A 16,338-nucleotide genomic window follows, 5' to 3' on the forward strand; every position below is an offset into this window, starting at 1 on the left:
AGTGCTCGCGGCGCCGCCCGGCCGGGTTTCAGTCCTCGTTGATGTCATGATGCACGATCCGGACCTGGCCCTTGCGAATGCCGAAGATCGACCGCAGCACGATCCAGGCGATCAGCGACAGCACGCCGAAGACCAGGAAATGCCGCGGCAGCGACTCGCCCATCCAGCCCGACAGCGGCAGGCCGAGCCACAGGATGACCCCGGTCAGCACGGCGCCGATCGCGAAGCCGAGAAAGATGAAGGCAGGGGCGAGCACTTCGAGAATGCCGAGGATCAGCCCGCCGACCACCCAGACCCACCATTGCGCCCACATCACGTGCCTCTCCCCTTGAGCAGCTTGAAGGCGTCGCCGAAAGCCTCGATCGCGCTGGCCGGCATGACGATGGTCTGGTTGCCCTCGCCCACGGCCACCGCCGCCAGCGCCTCGACCTGCTTCAGCGCCACCTGGTATTGCGCCGCCTCGAGGCCGTTATCGGCGATCGCCTTGGCGACGACGCCAGTGGCATAGGCCTCGGCCTCGGCGCTGACCCGGCGCGCCTCGGCCGATTTCTGCGCCGCGTAAAGATCGGCATCGGCCTTGAGCTCGATGGCGCGCTTCTTGCCCTCGGCCTCGGTCACCTGCGCCCGTCGCGCCCGCTCGGCATTGAGCTGCTGGAGCATCGCGTCGCGGGTCGCCTGGTCGAGATTGACGTCGAGAATCTCGGCCCGCGTCACCTCGATGCCCCAGTCCTCGACCGCATAGGCGACCTGCGCCTTGATCTGGTCGATCAGCTGCTGGCGGTTCGACTGGACCTCGTCCAGATCCATCTCGCCGATGCCGGCGCGGACGATGCCGGCCACCGTGGTGGCGATGGCACCGTCGACGTCGCGGATCCGGTAGACGGTCTTCTCGGGTTCGAGGATGCGGTAGAAGACTGAGGTCTCGACCTTCACCAGCACGTTGTCCTTGGTGATCGCGTCCTGCTCGGCATTGGGCAATTGCCGTTCGAGGATCGACACCTTGTGCGCCACCCGGTCGAGGAACGGCACGATGAAGTTGATGCCGGGGCCGAGCACGGCGCGCAGCCGGCCGAACCGCTCGACGACATGCTTTTCCGACTGCGGCACGATCCGCACCGCCAGATAGACCGACAGCAGCACGAAGGCGGCAAGAAAGATCGTCACGCCGTTGCCACCGATGAATTGACTGATATCCATGTCCCGCCTCGAAATCCGCCTGAACCTGTCGCGACTATGCCCGCAACGGCGGCGCGTGAAAAGCCGCGACACCATACCCGGCGCCAGCGCCCCGCGCCCCACCCCGCCACGCCCCACCCCGCCACGCCGCGCCACGCCGCGAACGCTGCCTTTCATCTTCACACAAATATCCCGGGGGTCCGGGGGCAGCGCCCCCGGCCCTGTTTCCGCCCCGGCCGGCCGCCGATGCGTGTGATCACCTTTGCGGCATCGTTTCGGATGCGTCGCGGCTCGGGGGCACGGCCGCCGGGCGACTCGGCAAAACCGGCCGCGCGGACCAGAATTTGTGATCGCGCGAGGAATATTAGTGATCACAAACGCAAAATTTTCTGCGCCCGCACAGGGATTTGGCCGGAATCCGGGCTCTGAGCGCGTGACTTGGGCGCAAAAACCGGTATTCATCCATGAAAAAGACAGTGGGTCGCGTCGACCGGCGGGCCTGTCAGACAATGAGGGAACCAAATGGCAGACGTGAACCGGGGCGATCGCCCCCTCTCCCCGCATCTGCAGATCTACCGTCCGCAGATTACCTCCAGCCTGTCGATCCTGCACCGGATCACCGGCGTCGGCATGGCGCTGGCCGCGCTGCTGATCGTGTGGTGGTTCATCGCCGCCGCGACCGGCCCGGGCTACTTCGCCTTCGTCGACGGCCTGCTGACCTCGTGGCTGGGCATCCTGATCCTGGTCTGCTCGCTCTGGGCGTTCTGGTTCCACTTCTTCAACGGCATCCGCCACCTGCGCTGGGATGCCGGCGTCGGGCTCAGCCTGCAGCAGTCGGCGCGGACCGGCTGGACCGCCGTCATCCTGTCGCTGGTGCTGACCGTCATCAGCCTGATCATCGCGTTCTGAGGAGGCACGGATGTCCTACAAGACCGATTACAAGCGGGTTGCCGGCCTCGGCTCGGCCAAGAATGGCACCCATCACTTCGTCATCCAGCGCCTCTCGGCGATCGCCCTGATCCCGGCGGCGGTGCTGTTCCTCTACACTTTCGTCGGCGTTCTGGGCCGCGGCTACGACGCCGTCATCGCCACCTATTCCCGCCCGGTGCCGGCGCTGATTGCCCTGATGTTCATCGCGGCCCTGTTCGAGCACCTGCGGCTGGGGCTGCAGGTCGTCATCGAGGATTACGTGAGCGGCGAGCGCGCGCGGATGCGCTGGCTGATCGTGAACGCGCTGTTCTGGCGCGCGGCCATGATCGTCGGCCTGTTCGCCGTCGCCAAGATCGCCTTCCTCACCATCGCCGCCTGACCCGGAGAGCTTGAATGTCTGCTTACGAATACGAGACGCATGACTACGACGTGGTCGTGGTGGGGGCCGGCGGCGCCGGCCTGCGCGCGACCCTGGGCATGGCCGAGCAGGGCCTGCGCACCGCCTGCGTGACCAAGGTCTTCCCGACCCGGTCGCACACCGTTGCCGCCCAGGGCGGCATCGCCGCCTCGCTGTCCAACATGGGCCCCGACCACTGGCAGTGGCACATGTACGATACCGTTAAGGGCTCGGACTGGCTCGGCGATACCGACACGATGGAGTACCTCGCCCGCGAGGCGCCCAAGGCGGTCTACGAGCTGGAACATTACGGCGTGCCGTTCTCGCGCACCGAAGAGGGCAAGATCTACCAGCGCCCGTTCGGCGGCCATACCACCGAGTTCGGCGAGGGCCCGCCGGTGCAACGCACCTGCGCCGCCGCCGACCGCACCGGCCACGCCATCCTGCACACGCTCTACGGCCAGTCGCTCAAGCAGAAGGCCGAGTTCTTCATCGAGTATTTCGCCATCGACCTGATCATGTCGGAAGACGGCCAGTGCCAGGGCATCCTGGCCTGGAAGCTCGATGACGGCACGATGCATGTCTTCAACGCCAAGATGACGGTGCTGGCGACCGGCGGCTATGGCCGCGCCTTCTTCTCCTGCACCTCGGCCCATACCTGCACCGGCGACGGCAACGGCATGGTCGCCCGCGCCGGCCTGCCGCTGCAGGACATGGAATTCGTCCAGTTCCACCCCACCGGGATCTACGGCGCCGGCTGCCTGATCACCGAGGGCGCACGCGGCGAGGGCGGCTACCTGACCAACTCGGAAGGCGAGCGGTTCATGGAACGCTACGCCCCGACCTACAAGGACCTGGCCAGCCGCGACGTCGTCAGCCGCTGCATGACCATCGAGATCCGCGAGGGTCGCGGCGTCGGCGACGAGAAGGACCACATCCATCTCAACCTGAGCCACATCCCGGCCGAGACCCTGCACGAGCGCCTGCCCGGCATCTCGGAATCGGCCCGGATCTTCTCTGGCGTCGACGTCACCAAGGAGCCGATCCCGGTGCTGCCGACGGTGCACTACAACATGGGCGGCATCCCGACCAACTACTGGGGCGAGGTGTTGAACCCGACCGCCGACAACCCGGACGCGGTGGCGCCTGGCCTGATGGCGGTGGGCGAGGCCGGCTGCGCCTCGGTCCACGGCGCCAACCGCCTGGGCTCGAACTCGCTGATCGACCTCGTGGTCTTCGGCCGCGCCGCGGCGATCCGCGCCGGCCAGATCGTCGATCCCGCCGCGCCCAACCCGACGCTGAACAAGGCCAGCCTGGAAAAGGCGTTCGAACGCTTCGACGCGCTGCGCTACGCCAAGGGGGCGATCCCGACCGCCGAGCTGCGGCTGGAGATGCAGAAGACCATGCAGGCCGATGCCGCCGTCTTCCGCACCGACAAGTCGCTGGCCGAGGGCGTCGAGAAGATGACCGGCACGGTGGCGCCGAAGATGGCCGACCTCGCCGTCACCGACCGCAGCCTGGTCTGGAACAGCGACCTGATGGAAACGCTGGAACTGACCAACCTGATGCCCAACGCGCTGGCCACCATCGTGGCGGCCGAGGCACGCAAGGAAAGCCGCGGGGCGCATGCCCACGAGGACTATCCGGATCGCGACGACGCCAACTGGCGCAAGCACAGCCTGGCGCATGTTGAGGGCAACAAGGTGACGCTCGACTACCGGCCGGTCCATCTCGATCCGCTGACCACGGCGGAAGAGGGCGGGATCGACCTGAAGAAGATCGCGCCGAAGAAACGGGTTTATTGAGGAGGTCGTCAGATGGTCCAGTTCACCCTTCCCAAGAACTCGAAGATCCGCACCGGCAAGACCTGGCCGAAGCCTGCGGGCGCCGCCAACGTGCGCAAGTTCATCATCTATCGCTGGTCGCCGGATGACGGCGAGAACCCGCGGGTCGACACCTATTTCCTCGATATGGACAAGTGCGGCCCGATGGTTCTGGACGCGCTGATCAAGATCAAGAACGAGATCGACCCGACGCTGACCTTCCGCCGCTCCTGCCGCGAGGGCATCTGCGGCTCCTGCGCGATGAACATCGACGGGATCAACACGCTGGCCTGCATCTACGGCCTCGACGAGGTCAAGGGCGACGTCAAGATCTACCCGCTGCCGCATATGCCGGTGGTCAAGGACCTGATCCCCGACCTGACGCATTTCTACGCTCAGCATGCCTCGATCATGCCCTGGCTGGAAACCAAGACCAACCGCCCGGCCAAGGAATGGCGCCAGTCGATCGAGGATCGCAAGAAGCTCGACGGACTCTATGAATGCGTCATGTGCGCGTCCTGCTCGACCTCCTGCCCGAGCTACTGGTGGAACGGCGACCGCTACCTCGGCCCGGCGGCGCTGCTGCACGCCTATCGCTGGATCATCGACAGCCGCGACGAGGCGACCGGTGAGCGTCTGGACGGGCTGGAAGACCCGTTCAAGCTCTATCGCTGCCACACCATCATGAACTGCACCAAGACCTGCCCGAAAGGCCTCAACCCGGCCAAGGCGATCGCGGAAATCAAGAAGATGATGGTCGAGCGGGTGATGTAAGCTGCCCGAGACGATGGAACCAGACGGCCCGGAGGCGATGCCCCGGGCCGTTTCGTTTGGATCCGGCGAAACGGGCTATCGCCGGGTCCCGCAGCAAAAGCGCCGGGGGCGTAAATCGCACCGGGGGGACGCGGCCGCCATGGCGCGGCCGGACGCGTGCCCGGCGCGAACGCCGGGCGGTGCATGCACCCCCCTAACCGGCCCTCACAGGCTCCACAGCAACACCCCGACCGCCAGCGTCGCCACGATGAACAGCAGTGAGATCGAGGTGAAGCGCCCCCGATGCGGCAGCGGGTATTCCTCGGCCAGTTGACGCAACTGCCGCTGCGCCTGGCGCTCGGCCGCCGCGAAGAGTGTCAACGCGATCACCAGGAACAGCGACGCGACGGCACGTCCGGCCCAGCCATGCGGCCCCAGCCCGAACACCACGTGCAGCCCGATCGCCACCCCGATCGCCCCCAGCCCGGTGCGCAGCCAGCTGGCGTAGGTGCGCTCGACCGCCAGCACGGTGCGTTCCTCGGCCCATTCGGTCTTCATGCTGTCGAAATCGGTCATGGGCGAAGCCTAGAATGCCGCCGCCGCACGGGCAATGCACGGAACCCGGCGCCCGAAACGACGACGGCCCGCCACGGGGGCGGGCCATCGCGACCATCCGAAGATGGGTGAGAGGCTGGACAACGACCCAAGCGGGGCTCGTTACGGCTGCTTCCTTCCGGACCTGACCGGGTTGGCGAGGCGCTCGCCCGCGCCAACCTCTCACCCGAGGATATAGAAAATCCGCGCGCCGAGTTCAAGGTGAGTCGCCCCGACCCTCGCCTTCTTCTTTGCAGAAATACTCCCGCCGGAGGCGTCCGCCCCCTCCGCCTTGCATCGCCCGCCGCACAGGCGCAGAACATGCCCACAGGAGACGTGCCATGACGATCACCACCATCGGCTTCGACGCCGACGACACCCTGTGGCAGAACGAGCAGTTCTTCCGCATGACCGAACAACGCTTCGCCGAGCTGCTGGCGGACTATGCCGAGCGCGACCATCTCGAGGAACGCCTGCTGGAAGCCGAGCGCCGCAATGTCGGCCATTACGGCTTCGGCATCAAAGGCTTCACCCTGTCGATGATCGAGACCGCGATCGAGGTCACCGAGGAGCGGGTGCCGGCATCGGTGATCCGCGAGCTGATCGCCGCCGGGCAGGAGATGCTGCGCCACCCGATCGAGCTGCTGCCCCATGCCCGCGAAGCGATCGAGGCGGTGACCGGCGATTACCGCGTGCTGCTGATCACCAAGGGCGACCTGCTGGACCAGGAGCGCAAGCTGGCGCAATCGGGGCTGGGCGAGCTGTTCGACGGGGTCGAGATCGTCAGCGACAAGACGCCCGCCGTCTATGCCGAGATCTTCGCCCGCCACGGCGACGGCGCCGAGAAGGCGATGATGGTCGGCAATTCGCTGCGCTCGGACGTGTTGCCGGCGCTCGAGGCCGGCGGCTGGGGCACCTTCGTGCCGCATGACCTGACCTGGGCCTACGAGCACGGCGAGGCGCCGACCGATCACGACCGCTTCCACGAGCTTGCCGACCTCGGCGCCCTGCCCGATCTGGTCGCCCGGCTGGCCGACGGCTAGGGCACATCCCGCCCCCCTGCGGCCGGACCGCAGGTCCCGACCCCGCGAAAATGTCAGCTTTCGCCCGAAACTCGTTGACTCCCGGGGGTTTTCGCCTTTCGGCACCCGTGTTATCGTGAACCGAAGCAGAGCGCAGTTCCGGATCAACCGGGACGCCGAGGCAGAAAAGGGCAGTGACGTGGCTTCTTCACCGGGGCAATCCGTCCGCAATCTCGTTATGGCCGCCCTCGTGGGCTGTCTTGTCATCCTGGCGCCGCTGGTCGCCCGGGCGGCGCCCTATGCCGCCTATGTGATCGACGCGCGCACCGGCCAGGTGCTCTATTCCAAGAACGCCAATACCCCGCTGCATCCGGCATCGCTGACCAAGATGCTGACGCTCTACATCACCTTCGACGCGATCCGGCGCGGCGAGATCTCGCTCGACAGCTATGTCACCGTCACTCGCCACGCCGCCAACCAGCCGCCGTCGAAACTGGGGCTGCAGCCGGGGCAGAAGATCAAGCTGCGCTACCTGATCCGGGCCGCGGCGGTGAAATCGGCCAACGACGCCGCCGCCGCCATCGGTGACGCGATCGGCGGCTCCGAGGCGGGCTTCGCCAAGCGGATGAACGACACCGCCAAGATGCTCGGCATGACCCGCTCGACCTTCAAGAACGCCAACGGCCTGACCCGCACGGGCCACCTGTCGACGGCGCATGACATGGCCATCCTCGGGCGCCACCTGTTCTACGATTTCCCCCAGTATTACAACATCTTCTCGCGCCGCTCGACCGATGCCGGGGTGCGTCGGGTCTACTCGACCAACCGCAAGTTCCTGAACGCCTACAAGGGCGCCGACGGGATCAAGACCGGCTATACCTACGCGTCGGGTTTCAACCTCGTCGCCTCGGCCAAGCGCGGCCAGAAGCGGATCATCGGCGTCATCTTCGGCGGCACCTCGACGGCGCAGCGCAACGCCAAGATGGCCCATCTGCTCGATATCGGTTTCTCGCGCGCCCCGGCCTACGCCAAGGTGCAGAAGCCGGTGGCGCCCGATCTCGACATGGTCGCCCAGAAGGACGCGCCCGGCGCACCGGTGAGGGTGGCCGTGGGCAAGACCATCCGGCTGGCCACCGCCGTCCATACCAGCCCGCGGCCGCGGCTGCGCCCCGACGGCGCCACGCCGACCCAGCCGCCTTCGAGCAAGTTGCTGGTGGCGATGAAGGATGACATCTCGAGCGCGCTGAACGCGGTCGAGGACAGCCAGCCGGCGGCCGACCCGGTCAAGGTGGCCGAGGACGCGCCCGCCGCCGACCCTGCGGTGCCGGCCGAAGATCCCGGCGATGGGCTCGCCCGCTCGCCGGTGCCGGCGCCGCGGCCCGGCAGCGCCGCCCCGGTGCAGGTCGCCGCCGCAGAGCCCGCCGCGCAAGCCGAGACCCGGACCGCCGCCGCAGACACTGCCGGCGCAGACACCGTGGCCCCCGCCACGTCACCCGCACCGACCCCGGCGCCGGCGCAGGCGACCGTCGTCGCCATGGCCGACACCGCCCCGGCCTCGGACGAGGACAGCATCGACGCGATCGAGCCGACCGCCGCCAGCGGCGACGGCGGCCCCCAGGACGACAGCGCCGCCTCGTCCGGCATCGTTTTCGCCTCGGCCGCCCCGGCGACGACGCCGACACCGGAGGCCCGGCCCGAGATCGTCACCCGGATGTCGACCTCGGGCGGGCGCGACTGGGGCATCAATGTCGGTCGCTTCCCCTCGCGCTACCAGGCCGAGAAGGCGCTGCTGCGCACTGCCCTGACCGAAAGCAGCGCGCTGAGCGATTCGCTGCGCAAGGTGGTGCGGCGCAAGAACGGCTTCGACGCCAATTTCATGGGCATGACTCAGGACCAGGCCGACCTCGCCTGCGCCCGGCTGCAGGCGCGCGACATCCAGTGCTTCTCGCTGTCGCCGTCCTGAGCCCGGCCGGCTGACCACGGGCGATTGCGGCCGGCCGGCCCGGCGGGCATAGAAGGGGCAGGAGGTTCCCGTCATGCCCGATTTCGTCATCCCCGCCCCGGCGCAGCCCTCGGTCGCCGTTGCCAGTACCGCCGCTCGCTTCCCGGTGCGCCGCATCTTCTGCGTCGGCCGCAACTACGCCGCCCATGCCCGCGAGATGGGCAATGACGCGCGCGAGCCGCCGTTCTTCTTCACCAAGCCCGCCGATGCCGTGACCGGTGGCGACGCCCCCTACCCGCCCGCCACCGCCAACCTGCATTACGAGGCGGAACTGGTGGTCGCCATCGGCAAGGCCGGGCGCGACATCGCCGAGGCCGAGGCCTTGGGGCACATCTGGGGCTATGCCCCGGGCAACGACCTCACCCGGCGTGACCTGCAGGCCGAGGCGAAGGAGATGCGCCGGCCCTGGGACATGGCCAAGGGCTTCGACGCCTCCGCCGTCTGCGGCGCCCTGCTGCCGGTGGCGCAGGCCGGCCACCCATCGGACAGCGCCCGGCTGAGCTGTTCGGTCAACGGCGAACTGCGCCAGCAGGCACCGCTGGGCGAGATGATCTGGCCGGTGCCGGCGATCCTCGGCTTCCTGTCGCGGCTGGTCGCGCTGCGGCCGGGCGACCTGGTCTATACCGGCACCCCGGCCGGCGTCGGCGCGCTGGCGCGCGGCGACAGCTGCACGGTGGCGATCGAGGGGCTGGGCGAGGTCACGACGCGGATCGTCTGACGGCTGGGCCGGGGGGCTGTCTGCCCCCCGGAGCCCCCCGAGAGTATATTCGCAAAGAAGAAATGGGGAGCCCCGCCTCAGGGGCGCGGGTGGTCGTCCCAGTCGTCGGTCAGGATGCGGTTGGCGTCGCCATCGGGGTCGTCGTATTGGCGGTTCTTCAGCGTCCAGAAGAAGAAGCCGAGGCCGATGCCGCCGAGGAACAGGGAGATGGGGATCAGGTAGACGATGACGTCCATGGTTCTTATCGCAGTCGGAGCGCGTTCAGCGAGACTGTAATGGAAGAGGCCGACATGGCCAAGGCCGCCGCCAGCGGGGTGGCGAAGCCCAGCACCGCGATCGGCACCGCGATCAGGTTGTAGGCCAGCGAGACGCCGAAATTCTCCTTGATCCGGCGCACGGCGCGGATCGACAGCCGCGTCGCCTCGGCCACCGGCGCCATGTCGCGGCCCAGCAGCACGATATCCGAGGCGACGCGGGCGGCGTCGAGCGCCGAGGCGGGGGAGATCGAGACATGGGCGGCGGTCAGCGCGGCGGTGTCGTTGAGCCCGTCGCCGACCATCAGCACCTTGCGCCCCTGGGCGCCGAGCGCGGCGATGCGGGCGACCTTGTCGGCGGGCAGCGCCTCGGCGGTCCAGTCGTCGATGCCCAGTTTCTCGGCCAGCGCCGCGACCGCCGCCGGGGTGTCGCCCGAGATCAGCTGCACCGCCTTGCCCTGGGCGCGCAGTCCGGCCACGGCCGCTTCGGCACCGGGGCGCAGGCGGTCGAGGAAGGTGAAGGGGCGCGGGGCACCGGTGCCGAGGTCGAGATAGGTGGCGGTGGCGGCGACTGGGGTGGCGCCGGTCCATTCGGCGCGGCCGAGGCGGACGCGACGGCCCTGCCACTGGCCCTCGACGCCGTAGCCCGGCACCTCGCGCAGCTCCGCAAGCGCGGCCGGGGCGATGCCGGCGCCTTTCGCGGCCTCGGCCAGCGCCAGCGCCAGCGGGTGCGAGGAGGCGGCGGCCAGCGCGGCGGCGACGGCGAGCTCTTCGGCCGGGTGGTCGGCCAGGTTCTGCGGTTCGGGCGTGCCCAGCGTCAGCGTCCCGGTCTTGTCGAAGACGACGGTGTCGACCTCGGCCAGACGTTCCAGCGCGGTGCCGTCCTTGATCAGCATGCCCTTGCGGAACAGCCGGCCCGAGGCCGCCGTCACCACCGCCGGCACGGCGAGGCCGAGGGCGCAGGGGCAGGTGATGATCAGCACCGAGACGGCAATATTCAGCGCCAGCCGCAGATCGCCGCCCGAGACCCAGAGCCAGCCGAGGAAGGCGAGCAGCGACAGCAGGTGCACCCCCGGGGCGTAGATGCCGGCGGCGCGGTCGGCGAGCGAGGTATACTTGTTCTTGGCGCTCTCGGCGACGGCGACGAGGTCGGCCATGCGGTGCAGGGAGCTGTCGCGCCCGGCCGCCGTGACCCTGACGGTCAGCGGGCCGGTCAGGTTGACCTCGCCGGCGCTGACCACGGTGTCGGCCCCGGCCCAGACCGGCAGGCTCTCTCCCGTCAGCAGCGAGCGGTCGAGCTCGGACGTGCCCTTGATGACGACGCCGTCGACCGGGATGCGGCCGCCGGGGCGGACCAGGATGGTCTCGCCCGGCCGCAGCTCGGCGATCGGCACCGTCACCTCTTCGCCGTTCTCGAGCCGGATCGCCCGCGGCACTTCCAGCGCCGCCAGTTCCTCGGCGGCGGAGCGGGCGACGGCGCGGGTGCGGTAGTCGAGGTAGCGGCCGGCGAGCAGGAAGAAGGTGAGCGAGACGGCAGCGTCGAAATAGGCGTGGCGGCCGCCCTCGATGGTCTCGAACAGCGAGATCCCGGCGGCGAGAATGATCGCCAGCGAGATCGGCACATCCATGCCCAGCCGCCTGGCCTTGAGCGAGGTCAGCGCGTTCTTGAAGAAGGGCTGGCCGGCGAAGGCCACGGTGGGCAGGGCGATGCCGGCGGAGATCCAGTGGAACATGTCGCGCGTCGCCGCCTCGGCCCCGGACCAGACCGCGATCGACAGCAGCATCACGTTCATCATCGCGAAGCCGGCGACGCCCAGCCGCATCAACAGGTCGCGGCCGCGCTTGTCGGTCTCGGTCGCCGACAGGGTGCCGGCGTCGAGCTCATGCGCCTCGTAGCCTAGACCGTCGAGCACCTCGATCAGTTGCTCGGCGTCGATCTCGGGATCGGCCTCGACCGAGACCCGCTTGAGCGTCAGGTTGACCCGCGCCGAATGCACCCCGGGCACCGCGCCAAGGCCGCGCTCGACCGTCGACATGCAGACGGCGCAATGGGCGGTGGGCAGCGACAGCATCAGCCGCGCTTCGGTCGGCTTGGCGGCCTCGGCCAGCGCCTCGGCCGAGGGGGCCACGGCGCAGGCCGGGCAGGCGGAGGGAGCTGGACGCGCCACCGTGTTCATGGCTCAGCCCGGGACGTAGAGCGACAGCCGCTGCTTGAAGGCGGTGCCGTCGCCGGCCTTGGCCTGGACCACGACCATCCAGCGGCCGGGCCGCAGGTCGAGCGGGGCCGAGAAGACGGCGCCGTTGCGGGCGAAGACCGGGCGCTGGTCCTCGCGCGCCTCGGTCGGTCGGCCAACCAGCACGTCGAGCACGGCAACGTCGGGCTCATGCCCGTCCTTGCCGTCGAACTCGACGATGAAATGCTTGTTGGCGTAGGTCAGGTTGACGGTCCAGCCCAGCGCCTTCTGCGCCGCCATGTCGGCGTTGAAACTCTGGCTGGCGACATAGCCGTTCTCGACCTCGAGGCCGGGAAAGGTGTGGATGGCCTGATAGGCCATCACGAAATTCACCCCGAAGATGACGCCGAAGAACGCGACGGTGATCGCCAGAACCTTGCGGCCGGTCAAAGGTGCCATCACTTGCCCTTTCCGAAGAAGACCGTGTTGTCGGAAACCCGGTCGGTGCTCTTGGTGTCCTCGACCCAGAGGCGGATCTCGGTGCGTTCCCGGTGCGCCGGGGCGCTGTTGGCCGGCGCGATGACATAGACCCGCTGCAGACGGCTCTTGTCGGCCGGGACGGTGACGACCGTACCATCCGTGCCCTCGAGAGTCAGCTTCAGCTCTTGGGGCCCGGTGATCGAGATCTGGAACGGCCGGTCCTCGTGCTGCTGGTTGCGCAACCGCACGTCATAGGTGTTGCGGATCGAACCGTCGGACAGCGTGACGTAGAGCGGCTGGCGCACCGGCGCGACGGTCAGGCCGATCGGCTGGCGCATGAACAGCGCGACCAGCAGGCCGATGCCGACCGCCGACCACAGCGTGGTGTAAAGGATGGTGCGCGGCCGGAAGACGTGCCTCCAGACGCTCTTGGGCGTCGCCCCGCCCCGCTCGGCGGTCTCGTCGGTCAGCGCCATGTAGCCGATCAGGTGACGCGGCTTGCCGACCTTGTCCATCATGTCGTTGCAGGCGTCGATGCACAGCCCGCAAGTGATGCAGGCCAGTTGCTGGCCGTCGCGGATGTCGATGCCCATCGGGCAGACATTGACGCAGGCCATGCAGTCGATGCAATCGCCCAGGTTCTCGGCGCCGGCCGCCTTGCGGTGCTTGCCGCGCGGTTCGCCGCGCCATTCGCGATAGCCGATGGTGATGGTGTCCTCGTCCATCATCGCGGCCTGGATTCGCGGCCAGGGGCAGGCGTAGATGCAGATCTGTTCGCGCGCGAAACCGCCAAAGGCGAAGGTGGTCGCGGTCAGCACGCCGATGGTGATGTAGGCGACGGGATGGGCCTGCAGGGTGACCAGATTGTAAAGCAGCGTCGGCGCGTCGGTGAAGTAGAACACCCAGGCGCCGCCCGTCGCGAGGCCGATCAGCAGCCAAAGGACCCACTTGGTCGCGCGCAGCCGGACCTTCTGGAGGTTCCAGCCCTGGCGATAGAGCCGCAGGCGGGCGTTGCGGTCGCCCTCGACCCAGCGTTCGACGAGGATGAAGAGGTCGGTCCAGACCGTCTGCGGGCAGGCATAGCCACACCACACCCGGCCCAGCGCCGAGGTGAACAGGAACAGCCCGAGGCCGGCCATGATCAAGAGGCCGGCGACGAAGTAGAACTCGTGCGGCCAGATCTCGATCCAGAAGAAGAAGAAGCGGCGGTTGGCGAGGTCGAGCAGCACCGCCTGGTCCGGCAGGCTGGGCCCGCGGTCCCAGCGAATCCAGGGCGTGATGTAGTAGATGCCCAGCGTCACCGCCATGATCCACCACTTCAGGGTGCGGAAGTTGCCCTTCACGCGCCTCGGAAAGACGGGCTCGCGGGCTTCGTAAAGATGCTCGGGGGTGCTGTCGGAAGAACTCAAATTGCCTTCTCCGGTGTCTCATCGCTCACGCGACATATCCGCTGCGTGAGAGGGCGTTACCTTGACCTGCATCAATAAGGTGCCTTATCCATGCATGAAAAGACGCCCCCGTGGGGCGTCTTGCCGCAATGCGGCACCGGCGCCCCCAGGAAACGCGCGAACAGGACGGGGCGCCGGTGCTCCCCCGATTTCGTCGAGGGCAGGCCCCTTTTCACTCATTCGCGAGGGCCGCGCATTGACTTGTGTCAAGTCGGGCGACGATCCTGCGCCGCCTGACGCAACGCCCATTGCGCGAAAGCCTTCACCGCAGGCCGCATAACCCCTTGCGGCGTAACCAGAAAATATCCCTTGCGGCTATCGTCCTCGAACAGAAGCCGCAATCGGCCCGCGGCAATATCCGCAGCGACAAAGGCGCGGGCGATCACCGCGACTCCCTGCCCGTCGCGGACCGCGTCGATCATCATGTTACCCGGCAGCGAGGTGAGTCCCCCCGCCCCGCGTGCGACGCCGTGCCGCTCCAGGAAATCGGTCGCCTCATTGGTGCCCAGCTCCTGCATCCAGGGCAGATCGGCCAGGTCGGCGACGCAACCGACCGCCCGGCCGCCGACCAGCTCCGGCGCGGCGATGACGACGAGGCCCGAGTCGACCAGCAGATGCGCCTCGGTCCCGGCCCAGTCGCCGTTGCCATAGCGCAGCGCGACATCGTGACCGCCGGGGCCGAGCGGCTTGACCGCGCCGCTGGGATCGATCGCCAGGTCGATCTCGGGATGACGGCTGCGGAAATCGGCCAGCCGGGGCATCAGCCAGCCGCCGGCGAAGGACGGCGTCGTGGTGACCTGCAGCGGACGGCTCTGCTCGGCGCCGGTCAGCAGCTCGACCACCCGGGCGATGCCGCCGAATCCCGCCGTCACCGCGTCGGCCAGCAGCCGGCCCTCGGTCGTCAGCTCCAGCGCCCGGCCCGAACGGTCGAGCAGGCGCACGCCGAGATGCGTCTCGAGCGCCCGCAACTGCTGGCTCACCGCCGCGTGGCTGACATTGAGCCGCGCCCCGGCCGCGCTGACCGAGCCGGTCTCGACATAGGCCGCGAAGGCGCGCAGGGCCGAGAGCGGCGGCAGGGACAGCCAGGGCGTCATGTAATCACAGCTTACACATTGCGATTATTGCTGAGTCGCAGGGTCGCAGCATTTCCCAGATATTGAAAGGGCAGACACGACTGGGAAGGAATGCACCATGCTGGAAATTCTTGGACATAGCTTCATGACCGCGACCCGCAACGAGGCGCTCTGGATGCGCGACGGCCGCAGCGAGGACCTGGAGCGGCGGCTGATCGAGCAGGAACGCGCCGAGGAACGCCGCCTCGGCCGGCGCCGGCTGGCGCGGCGCCGGGCCCGGGGGACGAGGCGCGGGCGGCGCTGGCGGCTGATCGCCCCGCGGGACCTGTAGGCCGATGCCGCGAAACGAAGGAAGGCCCGGGACCTTGCGGTTCCGGGCCTTCCTCGTGCCTGGGTCGTGGTGGGTGGTCTTACTCGCCGCCGCCCAGACCGTGGACATAGACGGCCACGGCGCGGATGTCGGCATCCTTCAGGCGCGCCGTCCAGGACGGCATCACCCCGGCGCGGCCCTTGTCGACGGTCTCGGTGATCGTCTTGACGTCGCCGCCATAGAGCCAGATCGCGTCGGTCAGGTTGGGCGCGCCCATCTCGACCATGCCCTTGGCGTCCTCGCCATGGCAGGAGGCGCAGTTGTCGGCGAAGACCGTGGCGCCGGCATCCGCCGCCGCGGCATCCGCCTTCTGGCCCGAGATCTTCAGCACGTATTGCACGACATCGGTGATCTCCTTGGGCTCGAGCACGTCGGCCCAGGCCGGCATCGCCGGCGCCGGCAGCGTGTTCTCGTCGGCCGGATCACGCACGCCGTGCTGCACCGTGGTGTAGATCTGGTCCAGCGTGCCGCCATGCAGCCAGTCGTCGTCGAGCAGGTTCGGGAAGCCCTTGTTGCCCCCTGCGCCGGCGCCGTGACACTGGGCGCACCAGGTGCGGAACACCGCGCCGCCGGCATTGACCGCGTATTGCTGCAGCGCCGGATCCTTGGCGACGTCGTTCAGGTCGGTCGCCACCAGCTTGGCGTTGATCGCGGCGTTCTTGTCGTCGAACTGCTGGATCTCCTTGGCCACGTCGCCGCGGGTCGACCAGCCCAGCAGGCCCGGCGTCGCGCCCTTGACCAGCGGCCAGGCCGGGTAGAGCACCGAATAGATCAGCGCCCAGATTATGCAGGCATAGAAGGTCCACAGCCACCAGCGCGGAAGCGGGTTGTTGTATTCCTCGATACCGTCCCAGCTGTGGCCGGTCGTCTCGACCTCGTTGGCCTTCTTCCCTTGAGGTTTCTTCTCACTCATTTCGTCCCCTCCTTCCCAGAGGTGCCGTGCTTGTGCGCACCGTCGCGGGCGGGCTTATTTTCGTTTCGAAATATCGAGGTCGCTGCCTCGTCCTGGCTCTTGCGGCCCCCCGGGCGGAAGGCCCAGAGAACCACGAAGAGAAACACCAGGGTCAGGCCCAGAAGCATCCAGCTATCCGCGAAATGACGCAGGGCCTCGTAGGTTTCCATCG

18 protein-coding genes and 1 other RNA gene are annotated in these 16,338 nt (G+C 68.3%); 8 read left to right on the forward strand and 11 right to left on the reverse strand.

Features of this window, described 5'->3' with window-relative positions:
* Nucleotides 1-28: 28 nt before the first annotated feature.
* Together ACFOES_RS10095 and ACFOES_RS10100 are read right to left on the reverse strand one after the other, a co-directional pair.
* Entirely contained in the window at nt 29-313 is a 285-nt protein-coding gene (locus tag ACFOES_RS10095) for an NfeD family protein (protein ID WP_377833146.1), read from the reverse strand.
* Nucleotides 313-1,197, reverse strand: a complete 885-nt coding sequence (locus tag ACFOES_RS10100; protein ID WP_377833147.1) for an SPFH domain-containing protein — start codon at nt 1,195-1,197, stop codon at nt 313-315. Before ACFOES_RS10100 ends, ACFOES_RS10095 begins: the two co-directional genes overlap by 1 nt.
* Before the next feature lie 501 nt (nt 1,198-1,698).
* Between ACFOES_RS10100 and sdhC the strand changes: the two genes are divergently transcribed.
* The 4 genes from sdhC to ACFOES_RS10120 are packed head-to-tail and all read left to right on the forward strand — an operon-like array spanning nt 1,699 to nt 5,100.
* Nucleotides 1,699-2,085: a succinate dehydrogenase, cytochrome b556 subunit gene (gene sdhC, locus ACFOES_RS10105; protein ID WP_377833148.1), complete on the forward strand. Its 387-nt coding sequence runs from the start codon at nt 1,699-1,701 to the stop codon at nt 2,083-2,085.
* A 10-nt stretch (nt 2,086-2,095) separates the two neighbouring features.
* Nucleotides 2,096-2,485, forward strand: coding sequence for a succinate dehydrogenase, hydrophobic membrane anchor protein (gene sdhD / locus ACFOES_RS10110; protein WP_377833149.1), 390 nt, complete (start codon nt 2,096-2,098; stop codon nt 2,483-2,485).
* A gap of 14 nt (nt 2,486-2,499) precedes the next feature.
* Complete coding sequence (gene sdhA, locus ACFOES_RS10115; RefSeq protein ID WP_377833150.1) at nt 2,500-4,308, forward strand: succinate dehydrogenase flavoprotein subunit; 1,809 nt, start codon at nt 2,500-2,502, stop codon at nt 4,306-4,308.
* 12 nt (nt 4,309-4,320) lie between these two features.
* On the forward strand, nt 4,321-5,100 hold the full coding sequence (locus ACFOES_RS10120) for a succinate dehydrogenase iron-sulfur subunit (protein WP_377833151.1): 780 nt from the start codon (nt 4,321-4,323) through the stop codon (nt 5,098-5,100).
* 204 nt (nt 5,101-5,304) lie between these two features.
* Here the strand turns inward: ACFOES_RS10120 and ACFOES_RS10125 are convergent, their stop codons facing one another.
* Both ACFOES_RS10125 and ffs read right to left on the reverse strand, forming a co-directional pair.
* Nucleotides 5,305-5,655, reverse strand: coding sequence for a YidH family protein (locus tag ACFOES_RS10125; RefSeq protein WP_377833152.1), 351 nt, complete (start codon nt 5,653-5,655; stop codon nt 5,305-5,307).
* A gap of 106 nt (nt 5,656-5,761) precedes the next feature.
* Nucleotides 5,762-5,858: signal recognition particle sRNA small type (ffs, locus tag ACFOES_RS10130), an RNA gene on the reverse strand.
* A gap of 156 nt (nt 5,859-6,014) precedes the next feature.
* On the opposite strand from ffs, the gene ACFOES_RS10135 reads away from it, so the two are divergent.
* The 3 genes from ACFOES_RS10135 to ACFOES_RS10145 all read left to right on the forward strand — a co-directional run bounded on the left by ACFOES_RS10135 (nt 6,015) and on the right by ACFOES_RS10145 (nt 9,415).
* On the forward strand, nt 6,015-6,716 hold the full coding sequence (locus ACFOES_RS10135) for an HAD family hydrolase (RefSeq protein WP_377833153.1): 702 nt from the start codon (nt 6,015-6,017) through the stop codon (nt 6,714-6,716).
* Between the two features lie 178 nt (nt 6,717-6,894).
* Complete coding sequence (locus ACFOES_RS10140) at nt 6,895-8,658, forward strand: D-alanyl-D-alanine carboxypeptidase family protein (protein WP_449222436.1); 1,764 nt, start codon at nt 6,895-6,897, stop codon at nt 8,656-8,658.
* Nucleotides 8,659-8,731: 73 nt separating this feature from the next.
* The gene (locus ACFOES_RS10145; RefSeq protein WP_377833155.1) at nt 8,732-9,415 is read left to right on the forward strand and encodes a fumarylacetoacetate hydrolase family protein; all 684 of its coding nucleotides are present in this window, start codon (nt 8,732-8,734) and stop codon (nt 9,413-9,415) included.
* 77 nt (nt 9,416-9,492) lie between these two features.
* On the opposite strand, the gene ccoS is transcribed toward ACFOES_RS10145, so the two are convergent.
* The 5 genes from ccoS to ACFOES_RS10170 all read right to left on the reverse strand — a co-directional run bounded on the left by ccoS (nt 9,493) and on the right by ACFOES_RS10170 (nt 14,865).
* Entirely contained in the window at nt 9,493-9,651 is a 159-nt protein-coding gene (gene ccoS, locus ACFOES_RS10150; protein WP_377833156.1) for a cbb3-type cytochrome oxidase assembly protein CcoS, read from the reverse strand.
* A gap of 5 nt (nt 9,652-9,656) precedes the next feature.
* Entirely contained in the window at nt 9,657-11,846 is a 2,190-nt protein-coding gene (locus ACFOES_RS10155; protein WP_377833157.1) for a heavy metal translocating P-type ATPase, read from the reverse strand.
* Between the two features lie 3 nt (nt 11,847-11,849).
* Complete coding sequence (locus ACFOES_RS10160) at nt 11,850-12,302, reverse strand: FixH family protein (RefSeq protein WP_377833158.1); 453 nt, start codon at nt 12,300-12,302, stop codon at nt 11,850-11,852.
* The gene (ccoG, locus tag ACFOES_RS10165; RefSeq protein WP_377833159.1) at nt 12,302-13,732 is read right to left on the reverse strand and encodes a cytochrome c oxidase accessory protein CcoG; all 1,431 of its coding nucleotides are present in this window, start codon (nt 13,730-13,732) and stop codon (nt 12,302-12,304) included. The genes ACFOES_RS10160 and ccoG overlap by 1 nt, the downstream gene beginning before the upstream one ends.
* Nucleotides 13,733-13,977: 245 nt before the next feature.
* On the reverse strand, nt 13,978-14,865 hold the full coding sequence (locus ACFOES_RS10170; RefSeq protein WP_377833160.1) for a LysR family transcriptional regulator: 888 nt from the start codon (nt 14,863-14,865) through the stop codon (nt 13,978-13,980).
* Nucleotides 14,866-14,962: 97 nt separating this feature from the next.
* On the opposite strand from ACFOES_RS10170, the gene ACFOES_RS10175 reads away from it, so the two are divergent.
* A complete protein-coding gene (locus ACFOES_RS10175; protein WP_377833161.1) occupies nt 14,963-15,175 on the forward strand; it encodes a hypothetical protein in 213 nt (70 codons plus the stop codon).
* 79 nt (nt 15,176-15,254) lie between these two features.
* Here the strand turns inward: ACFOES_RS10175 and ccoP are convergent, their stop codons facing one another.
* Nucleotides 15,255-16,127: a cytochrome-c oxidase, cbb3-type subunit III gene (gene ccoP / locus ACFOES_RS10180; protein WP_377833162.1), complete on the reverse strand. Its 873-nt coding sequence runs from the start codon at nt 16,125-16,127 to the stop codon at nt 15,255-15,257.
* A complete protein-coding gene (locus tag ACFOES_RS10185; RefSeq protein WP_377833163.1) occupies nt 16,124-16,336 on the reverse strand; it encodes a cbb3-type cytochrome c oxidase subunit 3 in 213 nt (70 codons plus the stop codon). Before ACFOES_RS10185 ends, ccoP begins: the two co-directional genes overlap by 4 nt.
* Between the last annotated feature and the right edge of the window lie 2 nt (nt 16,337-16,338).

Origin of the sequence: Acidimangrovimonas pyrenivorans (assembly GCF_042643245.1) — a bacterium.
GTDB classification, from domain to species: Bacteria; Pseudomonadota; Alphaproteobacteria; order Rhodobacterales; family Rhodobacteraceae; genus Acidimangrovimonas; species Acidimangrovimonas pyrenivorans.

Bases quoted from the DNA above. Each gene is read 5' to 3' on its own strand.
- ACFOES_RS10095 (WP_377833146.1), bottom strand. From the start codon at position 313: ATGTGGGCGCAATGGTGGGTCTGGGTGGTCGGCGGGCTGATCCTCGGC.
- ACFOES_RS10100 (WP_377833147.1), bottom strand. From the start codon at position 1,197: ATGGATATCAGTCAATTCATCGGTGGCAACGGCGTGACGATCTTTCTT.
- sdhC (WP_377833148.1), top strand. From the start codon at position 1,699: ATGGCAGACGTGAACCGGGGCGATCGCCCCCTCTCCCCGCATCTGCAG.
- sdhD (WP_377833149.1), top strand. From the start codon at position 2,096: ATGTCCTACAAGACCGATTACAAGCGGGTTGCCGGCCTCGGCTCGGCC.
- sdhA (WP_377833150.1), top strand. From the start codon at position 2,500: ATGTCTGCTTACGAATACGAGACGCATGACTACGACGTGGTCGTGGTG.
- ACFOES_RS10120 (WP_377833151.1), top strand. From the start codon at position 4,321: ATGGTCCAGTTCACCCTTCCCAAGAACTCGAAGATCCGCACCGGCAAG.
- ACFOES_RS10125 (WP_377833152.1), bottom strand. From the start codon at position 5,655: ATGACCGATTTCGACAGCATGAAGACCGAATGGGCCGAGGAACGCACC.
- ACFOES_RS10135 (WP_377833153.1), top strand. From the start codon at position 6,015: ATGACGATCACCACCATCGGCTTCGACGCCGACGACACCCTGTGGCAG.
- ACFOES_RS10145 (WP_377833155.1), top strand. From the start codon at position 8,732: ATGCCCGATTTCGTCATCCCCGCCCCGGCGCAGCCCTCGGTCGCCGTT.
- ccoS (WP_377833156.1), bottom strand. From the start codon at position 9,651: ATGGACGTCATCGTCTACCTGATCCCCATCTCCCTGTTCCTCGGCGGC.
- ACFOES_RS10155 (WP_377833157.1), bottom strand. From the start codon at position 11,846: ATGAACACGGTGGCGCGTCCAGCTCCCTCCGCCTGCCCGGCCTGCGCC.
- ACFOES_RS10160 (WP_377833158.1), bottom strand. From the start codon at position 12,302: ATGGCACCTTTGACCGGCCGCAAGGTTCTGGCGATCACCGTCGCGTTC.
- ACFOES_RS10170 (WP_377833160.1), bottom strand. From the start codon at position 14,865: ATGACGCCCTGGCTGTCCCTGCCGCCGCTCTCGGCCCTGCGCGCCTTC.
- ACFOES_RS10175 (WP_377833161.1), top strand. From the start codon at position 14,963: ATGCTGGAAATTCTTGGACATAGCTTCATGACCGCGACCCGCAACGAG.
- ccoP (WP_377833162.1), bottom strand. From the start codon at position 16,127: ATGAGTGAGAAGAAACCTCAAGGGAAGAAGGCCAACGAGGTCGAGACG.
- ACFOES_RS10185 (WP_377833163.1), bottom strand. From the start codon at position 16,336: ATGGAAACCTACGAGGCCCTGCGTCATTTCGCGGATAGCTGGATGCTT.